A 22,682-nucleotide genomic window follows, 5' to 3' on the forward strand; every position below is an offset into this window, starting at 1 on the left:
GAAGGAATTATATTTTACTTTTGCCTTTTGCCTTTTGCCTTGTAAAGTAAAAAAGCAAAAGAAAAAAATTATATTTTGAATTTTACCTTTGGCATAAGGGCATTATTGCCTTGTGATGGTGTGTGTGTGGTCGTGAAGAGGAATCATAAGTAAAATGCGTTTATCTCCCGTATTGCTGGCAGCAGTAGCAATTACAATCCCTTTGGGCGGCTCATTGAGTGCAAATGCAGAAACCGCCAACAGTTCAAAACAGACAACAGAAGTTTTGACACTAGGAACAAATCAGCAGCCAGAAAAAAACACTAATCAGCAAGACTCTAGTAATAGTCTTGAGCCGCTAACTAATCCCAAAGTAGTTATAGAGCAACAAAAATCCCGCATTGTCGCAGTTTACCCTGCTAATCCAGCAGCAATAGCGAAACCAGGGGTAATAGTGCCAACCTCCACAACGCCAAAAACTGCACAACAAACCCCTCAAATCAATCCCAGCCCAACTCAACAGCCCTCTCCCGCCCCAGACATTCCACCGCCAGAAATTCAACCACTAACGCCTTCTCCAACCCCTGAGACTACTCCAGTCCCAGAGAATGTTAATCCACCGACAACGGAACCTATATTACCCACAACTCCACAACCATCTACTGCTCCAGAGGTTCCATTCCCAGATGGTCAACAACGAACACCTGCCCCAAGACCAAGTGCTACCCCCAGTCCGCAGAATGTTAACCCACCTACAACACCTACAACACCTACAACACCGGGAAATACTCAACCCAGCACAGCCCCAGAAGCCAATGACCCTCGCGTACTAGTATCTGAAGTACTAATTAGATCCCAGGCTGGCCAATTATCACCAGAACTGGAAGAACAAATTTACAGAGTAATTCGTACCCAGCCAGGACGAACAACAACTCGCAGCCAATTGCAAGAAGATATTAACGCCATCTTTGGCACTGGCTTTTTCTCCAACGTCCAAGCATCGCCAGAAGATACCCCTTTGGGAGTGCGGGTGAGTTTCGTTGTACAGCCTAACCCCATTCTAAGCAAAGTCCAAGTGCAAGCTAATCCTGGCACTGGTGTCGCCTCAGTACTGCCAGCTAATACCGTAGATGAAGTATTTAAGGGGCAATATGGTAAGATTCTCAACTTGCGCGACTTGCAAGAAGGCATTAAACAGCTAAATAAGCAGTATCAAGACAAAGGTTACGTGCTAGCTAACGTAATTGGAGCGCCCCAAGTCTCTGAAAACGGAGTTGTTACCTTGCAAATAGCAGAAGGGGTAGTAGAAAAGATTAGAGTCCGGTTCCGCAATAAAGATGGTCAGGAGACAGACGAGAAGGGACAACCAATTCGCGGACGGACACAAGATTACATCATTACCAGAGAATTAGAGTTGAAACCAGGACAAATATTCAACCGCAACACCGTACAAAAAGACTTACAGCGCGTGTATGGACTGGGATTGTTTGAAGATGTAAATGTGTCTCTTGACCCTGGTACTGACCCCAGCAAGGTGGATGTAGTCGTTAATGTAGCTGAACGCAGTAGTGGTTCTATTGCGGCTGGAGCAGGGATTAGTTCTGCTAGCGGACTTTTTGGAACAGTTAGCTATCAACAGCAAAACCTGAACGGTAGAAACCAAAAACTGGGAGCAGAAGTACAGGTGGGAGAACGGGAACTGCTGTTTGACCTGCGGTTTACAGACCCCTGGATTGCGGGAGATCCTTACCGGACTTCCTATACAACCAATATTTTTCGCCGCAGTTCCATTTCGTTGATTTTTGATGGCAAGGATGAAGACATTAGAACATTTGACCCAAATAATATCAAGAATACAGATTCTCAGGATCGCCCCCGTATTCTCCGTGTAGGTGGTGGTGTCACTTTTACTCGTCCCCTGTCCTCTAATCCTTACAAAACTTCCGTCTGGACTGCCTCTGCTGGTTTCCAGTATCAACGAGTTTCCGCCCGTGATGCCGATGGCAATCTCAAAAAAACAGGAGCGGTATTCAATAATGATGGAATTCCTCTAGACCAGAATGGAAACCCCACCAGCAATGGTCAACCACTCGAAATTCCACTTACCTTGTCTTCGGGAGGTCAAGACGATTTACTGCTGCTGCAACTGGGGGCACAGAGGGATCTCCGTAATAACCCATTGCAACCCACTAGTGGTTCTTATCTCCGCTTCGGGGTAGATCAGTCGGTTCCCATCGGACTAGGCAATATTTTCCTCACCAGATTCCGGGGTAGTTACAGCCAATATTTACCCATCAAACTGATTAGCCTGAGCAAAGGGGCACAAACTTTAGCATTTAACCTGCAAGCAGGAACCATTATCGGTGACTTGCCTCCCTATGAAGCTTTTACTCTTGGGGGTAGCAACTCTGTTCGGGGTTATGAAGAAGGAGCATTAGGTAGTGGACGCTCTTACGTGCAAGCATCAGTTGAGTATCGGTTTCCGGTTTTTTCAGTAGTCAGTGGCGCACTATTTTTTGATCTCGGCAGTGACCTGGGAACTAGTACCAGGGCGGCTGAAGTGTTAAACAAAAATGGTAGTGGCTTCGGCTATGGTCTTGGCGTTCGCGTCCAGTCTCCACTGGGGCCAATTCGGATTGACTACGGTATCAACGATGATGGGGATAGTCGGATTAATTTCGGTATTGGCGAAAGGTTTTAGTTTGTCATTAGTCAGTTGTCATTAGTCATTAGTGAATCGCAAAGGACAAATGACAAATGATAATTAGCTTGCTAATTTTTACATTTACCTCAATACTGTTCCGATAAAGGGATTAATGACATTTTTAGGGGAATATCAGGGATTCTACCAAAACAGACGATGAACAATACTAAACGAAATATATTGAATTTTTGGCTATGCAACAGCACACTCTAGCAGCTGAAATCACCCAAACAGGGGTGGGGCTGCATAGCGGTGTGAATACCCAGGTGCGGATACTACCATCAGAGACAGGAAGTGGACGCTACTTTGTACGGGTGGATTTACCGGATTTGCCGATCATTCCAGCCCAAGTTACAGGAGTTAGTCACACTGTTCTGTCAACTCAGTTGGGTGAAGGGGAAGTATCTATTCGCACGGTAGAGCATTTATTGGCAGCACTTTCAGGGATGGGCGTGGATAATGCCCGAATTGAAATTAATGGGTCAGAAGTCCCACTTTTGGATGGTTCTGCAAGTGTGTGGACAGCCAACATTGCCCAAGTAGGCTTAGTATCACAAGCTGTTAACAAACAAATTCCTTTGACTGTTACAGAACCCTTATGCATCCATCAAGGAGATGCCTTTGTCTGTGCCCTCCCAGCACCAGACACTCGCTTTAGTTATGGTATTGATTTTGACCTCCCTGCTATTGGTAATCAATGGCATAGTTGGTCACTAACCACTGAACTAGAAAAAGCTTCTACTAGCTTTGCGACAGAAATTGCTCCTGCCCGAACTTTTGGGTTACTGCATCAAATTGAACACTTACAAAAAACAGGGTTAATTAAAGGTGGCAGTTTGGATAATGCACTGGTTTGCGGGCCAGAAGGCTGGTTAAATCCCCCATTGAGATTTGCAAATGAGCCAGTCCGTCATAAAATCTTGGATTTAGTAGGAGATTTAAGTTTACTAGGAACTTTTCCTCTTGCTCATTTTTTAGCGTATAAAGCCAGCCACAATTTACACATTCAACTGGCTCAGAAAATTTTAGATTTGGGATTTTAGATTTTAGATTTGCTCATAAAGCTTAAAATCCTGGATTATTAAGACTTTCGACATACCTCTGCCTGCTAAACTTTCAGATGAAAAATTAACCACACGGCCAATGTCAATCCTCGCTGAAGTGAATACCATCGATACAACTATATCTACCGAATCTACCGAACCACAGGCTATAAATGAGACTACAATCATATCTGAGATTAAAACAACTTTTACATCTGAAGAAATTCAGAAATTGCTACCTCACCGCTACCCATTTTTACTTGTAGACAAAATAATTGACTACGTTCCAGGTAAAAAAGCTGTTGGGGTTAAAAATGTCACTATCAACGAACACCATTTTCAGGGACATTTCCCCGGTCGTCCACTGATGCCAGGGGTGCTAATTGTCGAAGCGATGGCACAAGTTGGGGGCATTGTTCTCACTCAAATGTCTCCGGTAGAAGGCGGATTGTTTGTTTTCGCTGGTATCGATAAAGTTCGCTTTCGCCGCCAGGTTGTACCGGGGGATCAACTAGTAATGACAGTGGAACTGTTATGGGTAAAACAACGTCGTTTCGGTAAGATGCAAGGTCGTGCCGAAGTTAATGGTCAACTTGCTTGTGAAGGAGAATTAATGTTTTCTCTGGTTAACTGAAAGTTTGCTTTCGTGGTGTGGGCATAGCCGTGAAATGCCCTTACTAAATCCCGATAAAGGATAACAGTAAAAAAAAATCCACAACAGCATTTGATAATTTCTTGATTTTCGACTCCCTCTTTACGAGATGCTGCTCGAACACACTTAACTTGCTTTGCCCGACACTTTCGTTCACTGAAATACTTAATGCTCTACCAGTCGCCTCGATGGGAGGGCAGTCTGTAAAAATCTCTTAACCAGAGTAACACACTGCCTCATAAACCCTACCTGGCGCTGACTTATCAAGACAGTTCTGGAGATTCACCCTTGAAAACGCTAATTCATCCAACTGCTGTAATTCATCCGAAATCGGAACTCCACCATACAGTGCAAGTCGGTGCCTATGCTGTGATTGGAGCGCATGTCAAAGTGGGCCCTGAAACAATTATCGGCGCTCATGCTGTGTTAGAGGGGCCTTGTGAAATTGGGGCGCAAAATCAGATTTTTACAGGTGCAGCCATCGGCATGGAACCCCAGGATCTCAAATTTGTGGGAGAACCAACTTGGGTCAAAATTGGTGATAACAACTTAATTCGTGAGTACGTTACGATTAACCGCGCTACTGGTGCTGGTGAAGCAACAGTAATTGGCGATGGTAATTTGCTGATGGCTTATGTCCATGTAGCTCATAACTGCGTGATTGAAGATCAGGTAGTGATTGCTAACTCTGTGGCGTTGGCAGGTCATGTACATATAGAGTCACGCGCTAGGCTGAGTGGGGTTTTAGGTGTCCATCAATTTGTGCATATTGGTAGACAGGCAATGGTGGGAGGTATGGCACGTATTGACCGGGATGTGGCCCCATATATGTTAGTAGAGGGAAATCCGGCGCGAGTACGAACCCTCAACCTTGTGGGACTGAAACGGTCTGGTATGGACTCAGCAGATTTGCTGGCACTAAAAAAAGCCTTCCGCATTCTCTACCGTTCTGATTTGTCTTTTAAGGATGCCTTGGAAAAACTGGAACTGTTAGGGGATAGCGAACAATTACAACATCTGCGCCGCTTTTTACTACTTTCTCAGATGCCAGGAAGACGTGGCTTGATTCCCGGTAAGGGGAAAAAAGGCGTGAGTGATGAATCGTGAATTATGAGAGACGCGATGAATCGCGTCTGTACAATAGGTGGAAGTAGAGACGCGATTAATTGCGTCTGTACAAAAGGTGGGAGTGGAGATGCGATGAATCGCGTCTCTACAATTGGAGTTATGAATTGCTGAATTAAATTTTTAACTCCAGATTCCTAAGTATTCCCTGCTAACTGTTCATTCCTAAGTTTTTACTAATTACCAATTATCAAATGCGGATTTTTATCAGCACTGGCGAAGTATCTGGCGATTTGCAAGGGTCGCTGCTAATTACAGCGCTGAAGCGTCAAGCTGTGGCGATTGGGTTGGAATTAGATATTGTGGCGCTGGGTGGCGAAAAAATGGTGGAGGCTGGGGCAATTCTGCTGGGCAATACTAGTGATATTGGCTCAATGGGTATTCTGGAAGGGTTGCCTTATATTTTACCGACTCTCCAGATGCAACGTCAGGCGATCGCTTTCCTAAAACAAAATCCACCTGACTTAGTGGTGCTGATTGATTATATGACTCCTAATCTGGAAATTGGCACTTATGTGAAACGGCAGTTACCAGATGTGCCTGTGGTGTATTACATCGCTCCCCAAGAGTGGGCTTGGTCAATAAGTTTACGTAGGACTAACCGGATTGTTGGTTTTACAGACAAGCTCTTGGCAATTTTTCCAGAAGAAGCGCGTTACTTTCGTGAGAAAGGGGCAAAAGTTACTTGGGTAGGGCATCCTTTGGTTGACCGAATGCAAGACGCTCCCAGTCGCCAAGCAGCGCGTGCAACACTGGGGATTTCTCCAGAACAAATTGCGATCGCACTTCTCCCCGCTTCTCGCCGCCAAGAACTAAAATATCTTTTACCAATTATTTTTGAAGCCGCCCAAACTCTTCAAGCAAAATTACCTCAAGTTCATTTTTGGATTCCCCTATCTCTGGAAGTCTATAGACAGCCAATTGAGCAGGCTATTGAGCGTTACGGTTTGCGGGCTACAGTTCTATTAGATCAACAAAAGGAAGTTTTTGCTGGGGCTGATTTAGCCATTAGCAAATCTGGTACTGTCAACCTAGAACTTGCTCTGTTAAATGTGCCGCAAGTTGTAGTTTACCGCCTAAGTCGCCTGACTGCTTGGATAGCTCGTAAAATCCTCAAAGGTTCTGTAATCTTTGCATCGCCGCCTAATTTAGTAGTAATGAAGCCGATTGTGCCAGAATTTTTACAAGAGCAAGCCACAGCAGAAAATATTATTCAAGCAGCGATGGAACTGCTCCTCAATCCCAGTCGCAGACAGCAAACTTTGCTAGATTATGAAGAAATGCGGCAGAGTTTGGGAGAAGTTGGAGCGTGCGATCGCGCTGCTCAAGAAATTTTGCAAATGCGATCGGGAACTAGGGATTGGGGACTGGGGACATGAGATGAGAAAAGCAAGAGCGATCGCAGTTGATTTGTTCGCTGGCGCGGGTGGTATGACTCTTGGCTTTGAACAAGCTGGTTTTGATGTGCTAGCGTCTGTAGAAATTGACCCTATCCACTGTGCAACACATGAGTTTAACTTTCCTTATTGCTCGGTGTTATGTCAAAGTGTTGTGGATACAACCGGCGAAGAAATCAGGAGCCGGTCTAACATTGGCGATCGCGAAATTGATGTGGTAATTTGTGGCTCACCATGTCAAGGATTTTCTCTAATTGGTAAACGGGTTGTTGACGATCCACGAAATTCTTTGGTGTTTCACTTTCATCGGCTGGTTTTTGAGCTAAAGCCGAAATTTTTTGTAATGGAAAATGTTCGGGGAATCACAGTTGGTCAACATAAACAAATTCTCCAATCTCTAATTAGCGAGTTTAAAATTAACGGCTATAAAATAGAAGAGAATTACCAAATTCTCAATGCTGTAAATTACGGAGTACCACAGTCACGTGAGAGATTATTCCTCATAGGTGCAAGGGAAGATGTAGAGTTACCAAAATATCCTCAGCCGATTACGAAACAAGCATTGCAAAATAATTTAACTTCTAAAAAAATATCTGATATTCCATTGAGTCCTACAGTATGGGATGCAATTAAAGATTTACCTAAAATAGAAAACTATCCTGAATTAGTCATAAGAGATTGGGTTGTAGGAGAATACGAAAAGCCTAGTAACTACGCTCGTATACTTCGCGGACTTAAATACCTAAACGATGATTATTCTTACAAACGTGAGTATGATTTGCGAATACTTTCTTCAAGTTTAAGAACAAAACATTCTGCGGAAATTATTCAACGTTTTCAGGAGACTCAACAAGGCGAGAGAGAAAAAGTTAGTCGTTTTCATAAGCTACATCCTGATGGTGTCTGCAATACTTTAAGAGCCGGAACAGACAAGTATAGGGGTTCTTTCACATCTCCTAGACCGATTCATCCATTTACGCCTCGTTGTATCACAGTCAGAGAAGCAGCGAGATTACATTCTTACCCCGATTGGTTTAGATTTCATGTAACTAAATGGCACGGATTTAGACAAGTTGGTAATTCTGTACCACCGCTACTAGCAAAGGCTGTGGCAAGTGAAATTATTCGCAGTTTGAATATTTCGCCTTTTAAGCCGAGTTTGCGATACAAGTTGGGAGAAGAGAAGCTACTACAGTTTAAGATGTCGCAAGCAGAACAATATTATCAGCGTGAATAGTAATAATACAGTTTGTAATATGTGCAAGTTTGGGCTAAGTCCAATTACGGAAATCTCAGAGAGGAGATTAATAAATTTCCCCAAAGCTATGATCGGCATGGATCTCAATCACCAAATCAACCACTGTTGTATCTTTTACCAACGGCTTGATAAATAATTCCGGGTGAAGCGATCGCCAAAAGTAATTGACAAATTGCTCTATCTCTGTATTGCTCATCCCCGACTTCCCCGCAGCAATCATCTGCTGTTCCGCCTGTTTGCGCCACTCTAAAGAACAGCGATAATCGGTTGGATATAACAAAATTAAGCTGTCTAATCGCTCCCAAATTGGTAAATAATCGTGGAGACGACGATTCATATCACTGGCAAATGCTCTATCTTCATCTGTAACAATTGGCGGTGGTGCGGTATCAAATACATCTGCGTTAATTGGCCGCACGCCCACAAACCAGCCTTCAAATAGTACAATATCTATACCTATTACCATTTCTGGAGTGGTGCGATCGCCAGCGCCTCCGTGTGCAGATTTATCAAAACGGGGAACCATAACTGAACTTTGCGACTGGCGGATTTGCTCTAGTACATCTAAACCTAAATCTACATCGTGGGTTCCTGGTGGGCCACGCCAAATCAAGCGGGGATCTTGCTGTGTTAAAATCAAGCGATCGCTGTAAGTTTTATATAAGTCATCCAAAGACAAACTCACAGTCCGGTATCCCAACTGATTCAAAATCAAGCTGAGAACTTTAGACATTGTGGTTTTACCAGTGCCTTGTCCTCCTAATATTCCCTGAATCAGTGGGCGTTTCAACTGTTCGCGCTGCGATGCTAGTTTGATCCCCAAAGGCAGCCACAAGTCCCACAACACCTGTAACATTTCGTTGGGTTCGATTTGGAGGGTAGTTTGGCAGAATTGACTGAAAGTTGGGAAGACAGATTTTAGTAAATGCGATCGATAAGCGATCGCTTCATCGGCATTTTCCGGCGTAATCCCAAAAGCTTTAGCCCTTAACTTATCTGCCAGCGCAGCAACTCTAGCCTGCTGCTGCCAAGCTTCCCCCATCGCATCCGTTGCTAAAATTTCACCCAGCCACAAATTCATAATTCACCCCACCCTCTTCCTACGATCCCAGCTTAAAGGCTTCGAGAAACAGGCTGTAGGTGAAACCAACCTTGAGGAGATTTAGTGAGTCTACCAACAGCGATCGCTTGGCGAAAAAGCTCTGACTGTAAAATATCCTACTAGTAATTTCCGTCAACACTACTAAAAAACCTGCTACTACAATATCTAATACACCTTCTTGCCCAGCTGTTGTGGAAACTGCGTTTCCCAGAAAAAAACCAAACAAAAAACTAATGATCAGCAACGATAATCGCCGCCAAGGATTTAAAAACCATTGACTAAAGCGTGTAGCAATGGCATCCAACAAGTTATTAAGACGAGTGTTTTGCATCACATAGACTTCTAAGGAAAAGTCAAGATATCTTTAAATATCTCTATATTCAAATAGGATATTTGGTTTTAGTCTAAGCTTATTTGTTAATATTATATATATGCTGGATCTCCAGTGTTAATTCAAATTTGCATAAGCTATCATCTTTGAGAAAGTACAGTCCCTTAAAAGGGTACTTACTTTAAATTGAGATCAAATATACATCTTAGATTTATCTAAGGTTTGGCAAAGAACGCTTTGTTGAAGCCCATAGCGGTTTCAAAAAACTCTTATTTTTTATCCAAATGAAAAGGCTAGGCTAGGTATCTGATTTTCTTGTTTTCATCTAAGCCTACGGTCAATACACAAAGCAAGGGGTGTCTATACCCATTGTTGAGCAAAGATAAAAGTAATTATTTCTTCCAAATATTTTCTCCTCAAAATGATATTTATAATACATTTTTGTACCTAATTTTAGAAAAAGCTATATTAGGATACTTTCTCTGATTGGCTTTTGTGATAGTAAGCTACTATTTGGTCAAGCCTAGACAAAATATTTATTTCTAACAACTATCAATATGAAATCATCAGTATATCGTAACGTCGGTATTACGGTTTCTTGCTTGGGACTGCTTGTTGCACTGGTAGGATGCCTTGGAGTGAGTGTATCTTTTGAATCCCCAAACCCAGATACATCTTCACAAGTGCCAACAGAAACTCAAGAGTGGGAGACAGCTTCATCAACACCTGTTTCACCAGAAAAAGATATTTCCGCTAATATATCTACTCAAAGAAATCAAACAGAACATAGTGATGCTAGAGAAAATACTTATCCTGTGTTGGCAGAGCGTGATAAATCAGCAAGCGTTGCCAAGGATGAAGGGACTTTGCGGATGAGCAATCAAACAAATCAGCCTGTGCGGTTGGCTCTACTGGCACGACAGTCGGTAGCAAAAGGCTCTGGTACTAAACAGACTCATTATGATGTACCAGCACATTGGGATTTTGCGCCCCAAGAAGGTAATGAAAAAGGACTGACTTTATCCCTACCTCAGAATAATTTAAAGCTGGAGAAGGGAGATATTTTAGTTGCTTTTGCACAAGATGGTTCCCGTCGTTACTGGGGCCCTTATGTTGTTGGTGAAACTCAATTACCTAAATGGAATTCTCAAAACGGGGAATGGCAACTAGTGCTGAGTCCATAGATTGGTAATACTCAGTGGGGAAGCAATTTTTATAGGACTTACGCATTGACAGAAAAGACCAAGTATAAACAATACTGCGTAGGTTTTGAATATTCGTAGGTTGGGTTGAGGAACGAAACCCAACATTTTTCGGGGTTTGTTGGGTAACGCATTGCCTCAACCCAACCTACACATTTTTATTTTTTAGGCAAAACCTACGCAGTATTGCAAGTATAGATGATTGGAAAACCAGATCCGTCGTAGGGGCAATTCATGAATTGCCTCTACGACGCGGATCTATTTACCATCAATGAATGATTAATAAAAATCTGAAACGGCGTATTTACGTTGATTCACAACATAATTCTTTTGTACAGTGCGTAAGTCCTATTTTAGTAGGAGGCAGGAGGCCTTCTGCCTCCTTAACGTTGGCTCAAACTTTTATTTTGAGATTGTAGGCAGTGCCTACCCTACAGTTGATAGAGTACTGAAGTAGAGGAAAATTGTTGAGTTAAAAACTCCGAAGAACAAAAGATAGATAACCAACGACTATTGAGTAGTGATTGTTGACTATTGACTAATGAGCATGAAATTGAGTGTTAAGCACACTGTTGATCGGTGGTTCAACGAAATAGCAAAGAATCCAGCCCTAAGTCTAACTGTGTCGATTTTGTGGTTGATGGTGGTTGGGTGGATAGCTTTTGGGTGGAATTTGGGTAACACTGGCTTGGTTGATGAGACAGAACCTTTGTTTGCCGAAGCTTCCCGCCAAATGTTAATCACAGGTGATTGGATAACCCCATTTTTTGATGGTGACACTCGTTTCGATAAACCTGCGTTAATTTACTGGTGTCAAGCGATCGCATATTACATAATTGGGGTGAATGAGTGGGCAGTACGCCTTCCCTCAGCGATCGCAGCATTTGGCTTAATTTGTTTAGGTTTTTACACTGTTCAGTGGTATTTGGCTAAACAAGACGAATTAGAGCAAATTTCACGTCCTACTCGCCGCTATTTAACATCTTTTATTGCAGCAGCGCTCATGGCACTCAATCCCGAAACTATTATTTGGGCAAGAACGGGTGTCTCTGATATGCTACTCACCGGATGTATGGCATCAGCTTTGTTATGTTTCTTTCTAGGATATGCAGGGAAGGAAGAGAGCCGAGAAGCAGGTAGCAGGGAGCAGGGGGCAGGAATTCCCAATGCCCAATCCCCAATGCCCCATTCCCTATTTCCTAACAAGTGGTACTTAGCTTGTTATGTGCTAATTGCAGGCGCAATTTTGACTAAAGGCCCTGTGGGAATTGTCTTACCAGGGCTAATTATTTTCGCCTTTTTGCTTTATGTGGGAAGGTTTAGAGAGGTGTTGCGCGAAATGCGCCTCTTTGTAGGTATACTGATAATTCTGGGTTTATCAGTACCCTGGTATGCTTTAGTAATTTGGCGCAATGGCTGGAATTACATTAATGCCTTTTTTGGTTATCACAACCTGGAACGCTTTACAGAGGTAGTTAATGGTCATTCAGCACCTTGGTATTTTTACTTTATAATCGTGCTACTGGGTTTTGCGCCGTACTCAGTGTATTTACCAGTTTCCATAGTAAGATTAAAATTTTGGCAGCGATCGCACTGGCGATCCCAACAACGTTTTCAGCAGTTTGGTTTATTCGCCTGGTTCTGGTTTGCTAGCATCTTTGCCTTTTTCTGCATTGCTGTCACCAAACTTCCTAGCTATGTATTGCCTCTAATGCCAGCAGCAGCTATCCTAGTGACGCTGTTGTGGAGCGATTTTTTCCATAATACAGAGGACAGACAAACAATTCCTGTTTCTTCCTTTGCCACTTTTCTGCGAGTAAGTGGTTGGTTGAATGTAGTGTTTTTATCAGTTATGTCAACAGCACTGTTTAACATAACCCACATATTAGGTACTGATCCAGCTATAAGTAACTTTCATGAACTACTTCAACAATCTGGTTTACCAGTAATAGCCGGCGTAATATGGTTGGTTTGTGCCGTTTTAGTTGCGGGTTTATTACTGAGTCGCCGATTTAACTACGTTATTGGGATTAATTTACTAGGGCTTGTGGCGTTTATAGTTTTTGTCTTAACGCCTGCTTCGTTTTTCATTGATCGAGAACGTCAATTACCTTTAAGAGAATTATCTGCGGTTATTCTAGAAGCAAAACAACCAAATGAAGAATTGATCATGCTTGGCTTCAAAAAGCCTAGTGTGGTATTTTACAGCCACATTCACGTAAATTATTTAAGATTTCCCCAAGAAGCTTTAGAGCATATTAAAAACCAGGCTGCTAAAGGACTGAAACCTCCGTCAGTGCTGCTATTGGCTGAACAGAAAAAGTTTTTACAGATGGACTTACAGCCAGATGATTACAAAAGTTTATCAACCAAAGGTGCTTATAACCTAGTTCGAGTTCCTTTTAAGAAAAAGAAAAATGAAAAAATAGATATATCGTAATTGGGAATTGGGCATTGGGCATTGGGCATTGGGTATTCGCGTAGTGTCTCGTAGAGAAATCTAAGTATTAATCATTGGGCATTGGTGATTATCTGTTATTTTTTCCCATGCCCCATGCCCCATGCCCCATGCCCCATGCCCCATGCCCCATGCCCCATGCCCCATGCCCCATGCCCCATTCCAATTAACATTTGCCATTGTAACCGTTGACAGCTAAGGCTTGATTGATCTGGTTTAAGAGGTCTTCCATTGATATTGAACGCGGTAATATTCGGGTAGCGATCGCACCAACAACAGTTTCTATCGATTCCAAACCATTTTTCTTCTGCTTATCAGTTTCCTTATAAGCTACCGCAGGCTGTAAACTGGTTTCTGGGCGATTTAATCGCTGATTTAATACCAAAATTGGTGGTAATTTGTCCGGCGAATCTCCCAATGTTTTCAGAGCCACTACCACATCTTTGTGGATAGCGGATTCTCCTAAACAAATTAGCAGTAAATCAACGCTTTGGTGGCGAATTTGTTGTAACACTTCTGCCCAACAGGGACTCATCGCTGCTTTAAAGCCTGCTGTTTGTAGATACTGAATTAAAGCTTGGAACCACTCAGATCCCCGTTCAGCAGTTTCACTACTAATTGAGCAATTTTTGGCTGTCCGATAACCTTTAGTTGACTTACGTCTTCCCTGGGGAAAATCACGCAACATTGTCAAATCTACAACCAAGATGTTAGGAGGGCAGCAAATACCAGAAGCAATTTGCAGTACTGATAGTAAGGCATCTGTTTTGTCGATGCGACTGCTATTGTCTTTGGTAAATGGTGTTAAGTAAGGAAATACAGATAACCCTGGTATTTTAGAAGCTATTAAGGTAGTTGCAACATCGCAAGTAACTAGTGGTACAGCCGCCAAACGTGGATGCTGAATTAGTTGTTGTAGATAAATTTGGGCGGTGGTACTTTCGACATCTAGCAAAATCACATCAAACTGCCATACCCGCGCCAAAAGTTCTGCTTGATCTAGATCATCTACTTCAATCACTCGATGTTCTCGAAGTGAGGGGTGGGGATTCACCGATTCCAACTGAGGATTTACCAACCTGAGAATTCGCAGTGGGGTTTTCGGTGGGATAATAGCGTTATTGTCTAACCCTACCTGTAAAACTGCTTGTGCAGTACATAATTTCTCTAAAACCGGTGCTAATACCTGATGCTCTACTGGCAAACTTAAAAAACCATCGGCTCGGTTAGCAAATGCTTTATCCTTTTCGGCCCCCGTTGCGGTAACAATTACAGATATATGACGGGTTGCGGTGTCAGATTTTAGTAAAGTCAGCACATCCCAGCCTGACAGCAGAGGCAGCAAGGGATTCAAAAATATCGCTATTGGTTGCAAGCGCCGAGCTTTTTCGACTGCTTCTGTCCCCGATCGCGCAATCACTACCCGATATCCTAAAGCTTTGAGTTTTTCGGTCAAGTCTTCAATATATCGGGCTACTGCCTCGACTACTAAGACTAACCGTTGCGAACTCGCAGGATAATGCTGTGTTGTCGTGACATGCTGACGATCTGCTGTGGGGTTTTCTCTTGTCTGTTGGTGTCGTGTCTTCTCGTCTGTTCTGATGACAATATCTGGTTCAGAAAAGCCTGTTTTCGGGGGACTGGGCGGTAAAAGTAGTGTAAACTGGCTACCTTTTCCTTCACGAGATAAGAAACTGACATCTCCCCCGTGGAGACGAGCCAAGGCGCGAGTTAATACTAGCCCTAAACCAGTGCCTTCAAATTGGCGGGTGAGGGGATTTTCTAGTTGCTGAAATTTTTGGAAAATTAAGTGTTGCTGGTGTTCAGGAATGCCAATACCTGTATCCCAAATTGTAAAGGCAATCCATCCTTCCCAACGACTCACTCGCAGCCCAATTTCGCCGGATATTTCGGTGAATTTAAAGGCGTTGGAAAGTAGGTGTACTAGCATTTGGCGCAAGCGCAACTCATCTGCCACCATCTCATCTAAGCCTAGTTCAATGGAAAGGCAGAATTCGGGAGCAGTTGAACGGATATTTTCTTGATTTTGGGGTGTTGTTTTGGTAGTTTGAGTGTGGATGGCTTTAGCTTCGGATAAGGCGCGATCGCAGACAGTCTGGATTTTCACCGGAGTTAGCGTCAAATCCATTTGTCCCGTTTCCATCCGGGTTAAATCTAAAATGTCATTAACCACACTCATCAGGTGGCGGCCACTTTGATGAATCAGTCCTGCATAACGGGCTTGACGTTCGTTGAGTTCTCCCAATTGCTGATCTACAAGCAAGCGCGATAACCCTAAAACGGCAGTTAAGGGAGTTTTTAGTTCATGACTAATACAAGATAAAAACTCATCCTTCAACCGATTTAGTTGAATTAAATCGGCATTTTTTGCAGCTAATTCTTTGCAAAGCTGCTGTTGTTCAGTCACATCAGTAGCTAAAACCAACCACAAATCCTTGCTGAGTACAACCTCCTCTTCACCACTCATGGCTTTAAACTCAGGACTATCTAAGGGAATTTTGGCAAACTGCCAGATTCGCTCCTGACCATTTTGAACTTCCACAACACAGGTACAAGTCCCCACTTGACTATCCAAATAGCACCGACTGTATACAGCGTCTGGTGATGCTTCTTGTTGAGTCAGTTCTTGTTCACCACCATATTCATTCTCCCTATTATTGGGATGAACCTTGATTGCTCGTTGGGTGGCATATTCAGATTTTTCGGAAGACTTAGGGATAAGTATTGCCTCTACTTGTTGCCTAACTCCTTCTGGATCTTTCAAGGCTCCTAATTCCTGCCACCAGGCGGGATTTCGGGCTAATACTTCGCCAGTACCGGTTTGCAACATCAAAGGCCAAGGCAGTCTTTCGAGCAACAGAATCAATGGCTGATGTTCCAATGATTTAGCTTTATTTGGCAGATGTACATCGGTATCATAATCGTGTGAGCTTTGTAAGCCAGCCATGCGTTCCTTAGCCAGCGATCGCAACAGACGTGGACTATCAACCAGCCCCAAATATCGCCCATCAGAGTCAATCAGCGCCCAATCTAACTTTTGGTGGCTTTCGGCTTCTGGATCGCCCAAATTCAAGCCTAATTGCTCGACACGCTCCGAAGCTGATATTATCTGGATTGGCTCAATTAGACCTTGACCCCAAGTAAAGATAGATTGCTGTAAATTTAGATTTTTATCGTCACTATATCCTAATAACTTTTGGATTAAACGGGCAGAATACAGCAATCCTATAGGGCATTGCTGCTGATTCACTACTACCAAGCGATCGCACTGCTCTTGCTCAAAAATCTTCAGCACCACTGCCAAAGAAGATGTTTGGAGGCAGCTAGGTACGGTTGCCTGAAAGTTAGAAAGCGGGTAATCTAGCATTAACATAGGGCTTTGGGGGTCATTCTTCCTGTGGAAACCTCCGGCATCTCCATCTGCCAACTGTTGATGGTCTTTTCGCCTGAAGCCATATCCTCTAAGAAGACTCATATAAGCAACTCTGGTTATTTCAACGCCATTAAATAAAACAACAGCACTTCCCCTCACGGACACTTGCTTGTGGACGAGTGCATTTCTCCAAGAGGCGACATTTTTGATTTATAGCAACTAGCCTCCCCAGCGTCTTACTGGTATTTAAACTCCCCATCGATAGCGACGGCTACAACAATTATGACCCCAAAGATTCGCTTTAGAACCTTGAGGAATTATAATGATTTAGAATGCGACAATCCTTTAAGTTCGTTTAAGTATCTTATCAAGGAGCAAAATAAAAAAATCTATCTATTTATTTGCATAGAGATACAAACAATAAATTAGGTACTGTGTCTTGTTATGCCGGCATATACCTCATCATCAAAGACCTACCACTCAGTTTCTGCACTAAGTTGTTGAATAGTTAGCACAAGCAGGTATAAATAACTATCCAGTTGAGAAAAGGTAAAAAGTTTAGTAAATAAGCTTTCTTGCTTCCTGCCTTTTGCCTTCTTGGACTATCTACTAACACAAAGCGTCATTTTGGGGTATGAAACCCAATTTACGAATGCACATCAAGTATTCCCCTAGAAGCGTTAGCCAAACTTATCAGCCCACGTTTCTTGGTCAGAGCGATCGAGGAAATAGATTAAAGAGTAAATGTTATTACCGATATTGATTCTGCGACCTGATGTTAAAAAATGTTTAAATAATCTAGTTGACTTAGCCAAGCAAAAAGGTTGGATTGCGTGGGCGGGGGAATTTACTGACGTAATTATTCCCCATTTTTGCTACTTACCTGTTACTGCAACTACCTCTGTAATACCAAATCGGCCACAAGAAAATCTAAGGAAGGCATACACTAGCAATTACGTCTATGTATTTGCCAGCCAGATGCAAAAAAGCCAACAGAACTTCCAGGAAATGAATCCACGCGAAAAAGAAGGATTATTAAGACAGCTTAAATTAGATTACAGCCTGATCCTTATAAATTATTTTACCACAGAGAAAACACTCAAAGAAAAAATTGATAAATTTATCAATACTATATTTTATGCTAATATTCCTGTGCCCCAAATCATTGAAATCCACATGGAGGTAATTGAAGAATTTTCTATCCAGCTACAACTAGAAGGAAGGAGCAATGAAACTTTACTTGATTACCGCCTGACGTTGATAGATGTCTTGGCTCACCTGTGTGAAGTCTACAGGAGTTCTATTCTAAATAAATGAAAATTCTTCATGTGAACTCGCAACAACCTAACGCATCCTGTCTTTCTCTAATCATAACTAGCTTATAAATAAATGATTAAAGCCAAAAAAACCTACGTTCTCAAGCTTTACGTAGCAGGAAATACCCCTAATTCAGTCCGAGCATTAAAAACACTCAAAAATATTTTAGAACAAGAGTTTGAAGGTGTTTATGCTTTAAAAGTAATCGATGTACTGAAAAGTCCGCAACTGGCCGAAGAAGATAAAATATTGGCAACGCCAACATTATCTAAAATTTTGCCGCCACCCGTTCGCAAAATTATCGGCGATCTTTCAGATCGAGAAAGAGTATTGATTGGATTAGATTTGCTCTATGAAGAACTAAGTGAAGAAGATTTTGAAGAATAAAATAATTAATGCTCAGGAGAGCATTTAGAAAGTAAATTTCAAATGTGTAGGTAAGCCAGTACATTGCTCTAATCAAGAGAGTTTTAGTACCCGCGAACTTGGTGCATTACTGAAAAATATTTATTTTTGCGATCTTATTAGTCAAGTTGTGACTTAACACACCCTACTTGCTTAATATTTTGTTTATAAATAGCCTCAAGAAAATCAAGTAAAAACTTTTTAATTTTAACAGCCTGTTTTTAGTACCCTTTTATTATCAAGCAATGAGTCAAAACCAGCCAGTAGAACTAAATAAAACACCGAGAAATGGGGGTGTAGAAAAAATTCGCACAATGATCGAAGGGTTTGACGATATTAGTCATGGTGGTTTACCAATTGGTAGAACTACCTTGGTAAGTGGAACTTCAGGTACTGGTAAAACTTTATTATCTCTTCAGTTTCTCTATAACGGTATCACCTATTTTGATGAACCAGGAGTATTTGTTACCTTTGAAGAATCACCCAGTGATATTATTAAAAATGCCCATATTTTCGGGTGGAACTTGCCACGTCTAATTGAAGAAGGCAAGTTGTTTATTCTTGATGCATCTCCCGATCCAGAAGGTCAAGATATCGTGGGTAATTTTGACCTTTCTGCACTGATTGAACGCCTGCAATATGCCATTCGCAAATACAAAGCTAAACGAGTTTCAATTGACTCAATGACAGCCGTATTTCAGCAGTATGAAGCGATGGGAGTAGTGCGACGCGAGATTTTTCGCTTGGTAGCACGTCTGAAAATACTGAATGTCACCACTGTAATTACCACCGAACGCAGTGAAGAATATGGCCCCGTTGCTTCTTTTGGAGTCGAAGAATTTGTTTCTGATAATGTAGTAATTGTTCGCAACGTTTTAGAAGGAGAACGCCGCCGTCGTACAGCTGAAATTCTGAAGTTGCGCGGTACAACTCACATGAAAGGCGAGTATCCCTTCACAATTACTAATGAAGGAGTTAATATCTTTCCGCTAGGAGCAATGCGTTTAACTCAACGGTCTTCTAATATCAGGGTATCTTCTGGTGTCAAAATCTTAGATGAAATGTGCGGTGGTGGTTTCTTTAAAGATTCTATTATTTTGGCGACAGGAGCCACAGGTACTGGTAAAACCTTGTTAGTTAGTAAGTTTATTCAAGATGGTTGTCTGAATGGAGAACAGGCAATATTATTTGCTTACGAAGAATCACGCGCCCAACTATCTCGTAATGCTTCATCTTGGGGAATTGATTTTGAAGAATTAGAAGATCGAGGTTTACTCAAAATAATTTGTACCTATCCTGAATCAACTGGTTTAGAAGACCACTTGCAAATTATTAAATCAGAGATTGCTCTCTTCAAACCAGCCCGCATCGCCATTGATTCCCTATCAGCATTAGCTAGAGGAGTGAGCAATAATGCATTTAGGCAGTTTGTAATAGGGGTGACGGGTTATGCTAAACAAGAAGAAATTACTGGTTTCTTTACCAACACAACTGACCAATTTTTAGGAGCGAATTCCATTACTGACTCTCATATATCTACGATTACCGATACAATTATAATGTTACAGTACGTAGAAATTCGTGGAGAAATGTCGCGGGCAATTAACGTATTTAAAATGCGCGGGTCTTGGCATGATAAGGGCATTCGTGAGTATAATATCACTGCTGACGGGCCCGATATTAAAGATTCTTTCCGAAACTACGAACGGATTATTAGCGGTGCTCCTACTCGCGTTAGTATCGATGAAAAGGCGGAACTTTCTCGCATTGTTAGACGTTTTGAAGACAAACAGAGTTCCGAACCCTAAATTTAGTATCGTAGTATATTCTTTCCTAAATTTAGTATCGTGCTATATTCTGTGGTGAAGAAAGGTTATCTGCCGCTAGATTGATTTTCGTGTGAGGGATGCGGTGAAAGGACAGCAATTATTCTATAGCTTCTTGCCTGCTGTGACGGCAGCAGTTTTAACGACTCAGCCTGCTTGGGCTGGTACTGTAAAACTAACTAAGGTACAACTGGCTTATTCTCCTAGTGTTTTGACTTCTACTTATGGTCAAAACTCGGTTGTGGACATGATGAATACACAACTGCCAAATGGTGCCAATGTTAGTGTTCCAACTTTAGTAACTGGTTTTGGTTTCACTAAACTTAGTATGAAGCCTTTAAGTAATAACAGTATTCCAGTATTTACGGCTGAGAATACTTTTGTACCAATAAAACAAGTACTTAAGAAGGATAAAAGTAGATTTTTAAGTTTGACACCTACCTCTAATTCTTCCCAAGAGCTAGATGTCAGCCGTTCTACTCAAAATCCCCAAAAACAGAGTAATTCAAGCACTTCTGAGCAGAAATCAGAGAGTGTAGTAATTCCCAATTACACTTCAAAACCCTCTTCTGTCCAAAAGAAAATTTTGCCCCTGTCTTCAGCACAGCAGCCAGTAGCTCAAAAGATAAATACTGTTGCTGAGTTGCAAACATTTTTACAAACTTCAGCGAGTAGTGGAGAATCAGCAAAACTGTTGTCAGCGCCAACATGTCCACAGGAGTCAGGAAAAAGCAAGACTGATTTATCAGCTGCTTTGCTACTGGCTTCAAGTACCTGTTTACAACAAAATGCTGGTGGCGATCGCATTGCTCAGAGTAATACCCCGATTCCGACAGATTCTACACCAGTACCGACTGTACCAGGAAACGTAACTCCTGCACCAGGGGATTCATTGCAACCTTCCACTGTGCCGAGAACCGTAACTCCTGCGCCATCAGGGGCGGTGCAAATTCCAGAGAACCTGATTCCTAACTCAAATCCCTTGCAATTTCCTACCAAAACTGAGGAAGTGACACTTCAGGGAAATCAGCCGATTAGTTTGGCACAAGCTCTAGAGCTAGCACGGCGTAACAATCACGATTTACAGGTGTCAATATTGCAGCTAGAACGCAGTCGTGGTGCTGTACGCGAGGCACAAGCTGCTTTGCTTCCTACTCTTGGTGTTAGTGCTGATATCACTCGCAGTCAGTCTGCTTCTAGTCAGCTTCAGGATGAACTATCCAGACAGCAAGGTTTCGTATCTAACACAGGTGTACCTAGTACAGGTTTTAATGGTCAAGCACAACTGACATATAACCTTTATACTTCAGGGAATCGGCAAGCTACCATCAGACAGGCAGAGGAACAGGAGCGCTCCGATGAGTTGGCTGTAGAAACTCAATATGAGACAATTCGTCTGAATGTCGCCACTGACTACTACAATCTGCAACAAGCAGATGAACAAGTGCGTATTAGCCAATCGGCTGTGAAGAACTCTGCCGCTAGTTTGCGTGATGCAGAATCTTTAGAGCGGGCTGGAGTTGGTACACGCTTCGATGTATTGCGATCGCAGGTGACTTTAGCTAATTCTCAACAAAACCTCACTAATGCTATCTCTCAGCAGCAAATTGCCCGCCGTCAGTTGGCTACTCGGATCAGTTTACCGCAGTCGGTGAATATCAGCGCCGCCGATCCGGTACAACTAGCTGGTCTTTGGAACCAAACACTAGAACAAACTATTGTGCTGGCTTTTCAAAACCGTTCAGAATTGCAACAGCAATTGGCGCAACGTAACATTAGCGAACAACAGCGACGACAAGCACTTTCAGCACTAGGCCCTCAAGTTAGTTTGGTAGCTAGTTACAACCTACTAGATCAGTTCAATGATAGTGTCAGCGTGACTGATGGTTATTCAGTAGGAGTCAGAGCAACCCTAAGTTTGTATGATGGGGGAGCAGCAAGAGCAAGAGCATCTCAGGCTAAAACTAATATTGCGATCGCAGAAACTCAATTTGCCGAACAGCGCAACCAAATTCGCTTTCAGGTAGAACAAGCCTATTCTAACCAGCAATCTAGTTTGGAAAACGTTCAAACTTCTAATACCGCTTTAGAGCAAGCTAGAGAAGCTCTACGTTTAGCCCGTTTGCGATTCCAAGCTGGTGTAGGCACTCAAACTGATGTGATTAACTCTGAAAACGACCTCACACAAGCTGAAGGTAATCGAGTCACAGCAATTTTGGGTTACAATCGCGCTTTAGCTCAGTTACAACGCTCTGTTACCATCAGAGCGCTACGGTAGTACTGCCGACTTATCTCCCAATTAAAAATTTTGAAAGCCTCATTGAAAAATGAGGCTTTTTAGCAACAGGAATTTTGTGAAATGATGTAGCATAACTGAGTGTTCGATCGCCCAGTCTAGGCAGCCTGTCGATCCAGTCTTCAACCAATTGCGTAACTGTTTTTTCTTTGCTTTGTGCATAAGCCTTAAGCTTGTCGTTCCGTTTTTGCGA

General features: G+C 42.4%; 15 protein-coding genes and 1 pseudogene. 12 read left to right on the plus strand and 4 right to left on the minus strand.

All coding sequences use genetic code 11. The annotated features are described in order from the left end of the window. Positions 1–154: 154 nt before the first annotated feature. From V7K98_RS21130 to V7K98_RS21155, 6 genes are all read left to right on the plus strand, one after another. Positions 155–2,680, plus strand: a complete 2,526-nt coding sequence (locus tag V7K98_RS21130; RefSeq protein WP_335025324.1) for a BamA/TamA family outer membrane protein — start codon at positions 155–157, stop codon at positions 2,678–2,680. 197 nt (positions 2,681–2,877) lie between these two features. Then, positions 2,878–3,726: a UDP-3-O-acyl-N-acetylglucosamine deacetylase gene (lpxC, locus tag V7K98_RS21135; protein WP_335025326.1), complete on the plus strand. Its 849-nt coding sequence runs from the start codon at positions 2,878–2,880 to the stop codon at positions 3,724–3,726. Positions 3,727–3,826: 100 nt separating this feature from the next. After that, on the plus strand, positions 3,827–4,360 hold the full coding sequence (fabZ, locus tag V7K98_RS21140) for a 3-hydroxyacyl-ACP dehydratase FabZ (protein ID WP_335025328.1): 534 nt from the start codon (positions 3,827–3,829) through the stop codon (positions 4,358–4,360). Between the two features lie 306 nt (positions 4,361–4,666). Continuing rightward, on the plus strand, positions 4,667–5,485 hold the full coding sequence (gene lpxA / locus V7K98_RS21145) for an acyl-ACP--UDP-N-acetylglucosamine O-acyltransferase (protein ID WP_335025330.1): 819 nt from the start codon (positions 4,667–4,669) through the stop codon (positions 5,483–5,485). A 212-nt stretch (positions 5,486–5,697) separates the two neighbouring features. After that, on the plus strand, positions 5,698–6,882 hold the full coding sequence (gene lpxB / locus V7K98_RS21150) for a lipid-A-disaccharide synthase (protein ID WP_335025332.1): 1,185 nt from the start codon (positions 5,698–5,700) through the stop codon (positions 6,880–6,882). A 1-nt stretch (position 6,883) separates the two neighbouring features. Next, positions 6,884–8,137, plus strand: coding sequence for a DNA cytosine methyltransferase (locus V7K98_RS21155; protein WP_335025365.1), 1,254 nt, complete (start codon positions 6,884–6,886; stop codon positions 8,135–8,137). A gap of 67 nt (positions 8,138–8,204) precedes the next feature. Here V7K98_RS21155 and V7K98_RS21160 read toward each other — a convergent pair whose 3' ends face one another. Then, a complete protein-coding gene (locus tag V7K98_RS21160) occupies positions 8,205–9,239 on the minus strand; it encodes a glycerate kinase (protein ID WP_335025334.1) in 1,035 nt (344 codons plus the stop codon). Between the two features lie 19 nt (positions 9,240–9,258). Continuing rightward, positions 9,259–9,591: a DUF565 domain-containing protein gene (locus V7K98_RS21165; RefSeq protein ID WP_335025336.1), complete on the minus strand. Its 333-nt coding sequence runs from the start codon at positions 9,589–9,591 to the stop codon at positions 9,259–9,261. Positions 9,592–10,148: 557 nt separating this feature from the next. On the opposite strand from V7K98_RS21165, the gene V7K98_RS21170 reads away from it, so the two are divergent. Both V7K98_RS21170 and V7K98_RS21175 read left to right on the plus strand, forming a co-directional pair. Then, the gene (locus V7K98_RS21170; protein WP_335025338.1) at positions 10,149–10,775 is read left to right on the plus strand and encodes a hypothetical protein; all 627 of its coding nucleotides are present in this window, start codon (positions 10,149–10,151) and stop codon (positions 10,773–10,775) included. Between the two features lie 559 nt (positions 10,776–11,334). Beyond that, entirely contained in the window at positions 11,335–13,233 is a 1,899-nt protein-coding gene (locus V7K98_RS21175) for an ArnT family glycosyltransferase (RefSeq protein WP_335025340.1), read from the plus strand. A gap of 184 nt (positions 13,234–13,417) precedes the next feature. Here V7K98_RS21175 and V7K98_RS21180 read toward each other — a convergent pair whose 3' ends face one another. After that, positions 13,418–16,747: an ATP-binding response regulator gene (locus V7K98_RS21180; RefSeq protein ID WP_442940430.1), complete on the minus strand. Its 3,330-nt coding sequence runs from the start codon at positions 16,745–16,747 to the stop codon at positions 13,418–13,420. Positions 16,748–17,389: 642 nt separating this feature from the next. Here V7K98_RS21180 and V7K98_RS21185 point away from each other — a divergent pair. The 4 genes from V7K98_RS21185 to V7K98_RS21200 all read left to right on the plus strand — a co-directional run bounded on the left by V7K98_RS21185 (position 17,390) and on the right by V7K98_RS21200 (position 22,471). Further along, a complete protein-coding gene (locus V7K98_RS21185) occupies positions 17,390–17,962 on the plus strand; it encodes a KaiA family protein (RefSeq protein ID WP_335025342.1) in 573 nt (190 codons plus the stop codon). A 72-nt stretch (positions 17,963–18,034) separates the two neighbouring features. Further along, positions 18,035–18,349 carry a circadian clock protein KaiB gene (kaiB, locus tag V7K98_RS21190; RefSeq protein ID WP_335025344.1) on the plus strand — a complete coding sequence of 105 codons (315 nt, stop codon included), beginning with the start codon at positions 18,035–18,037 and terminating at the stop codon, positions 18,347–18,349. A 263-nt stretch (positions 18,350–18,612) separates the two neighbouring features. Then, positions 18,613–20,175, plus strand: a complete 1,563-nt coding sequence (kaiC, locus tag V7K98_RS21195) for a circadian clock protein KaiC (RefSeq protein ID WP_335025346.1) — start codon at positions 18,613–18,615, stop codon at positions 20,173–20,175. A gap of 103 nt (positions 20,176–20,278) precedes the next feature. Further along, positions 20,279–22,471: a TolC family protein gene (locus V7K98_RS21200; protein ID WP_335025347.1), complete on the plus strand. Its 2,193-nt coding sequence runs from the start codon at positions 20,279–20,281 to the stop codon at positions 22,469–22,471. Between the two features lie 10 nt (positions 22,472–22,481). Here V7K98_RS21200 and V7K98_RS21205 read toward each other — a convergent pair. Continuing rightward, positions 22,482–22,682: pseudogene (locus V7K98_RS21205) on the minus strand (hypothetical protein); the annotation flags it as partial.

Source organism: Nostoc sp., assembly GCF_036917435.1.
Taxonomy (GTDB): domain Bacteria; phylum Cyanobacteriota; class Cyanobacteriia; order Cyanobacteriales; family Nostocaceae; genus Nostoc.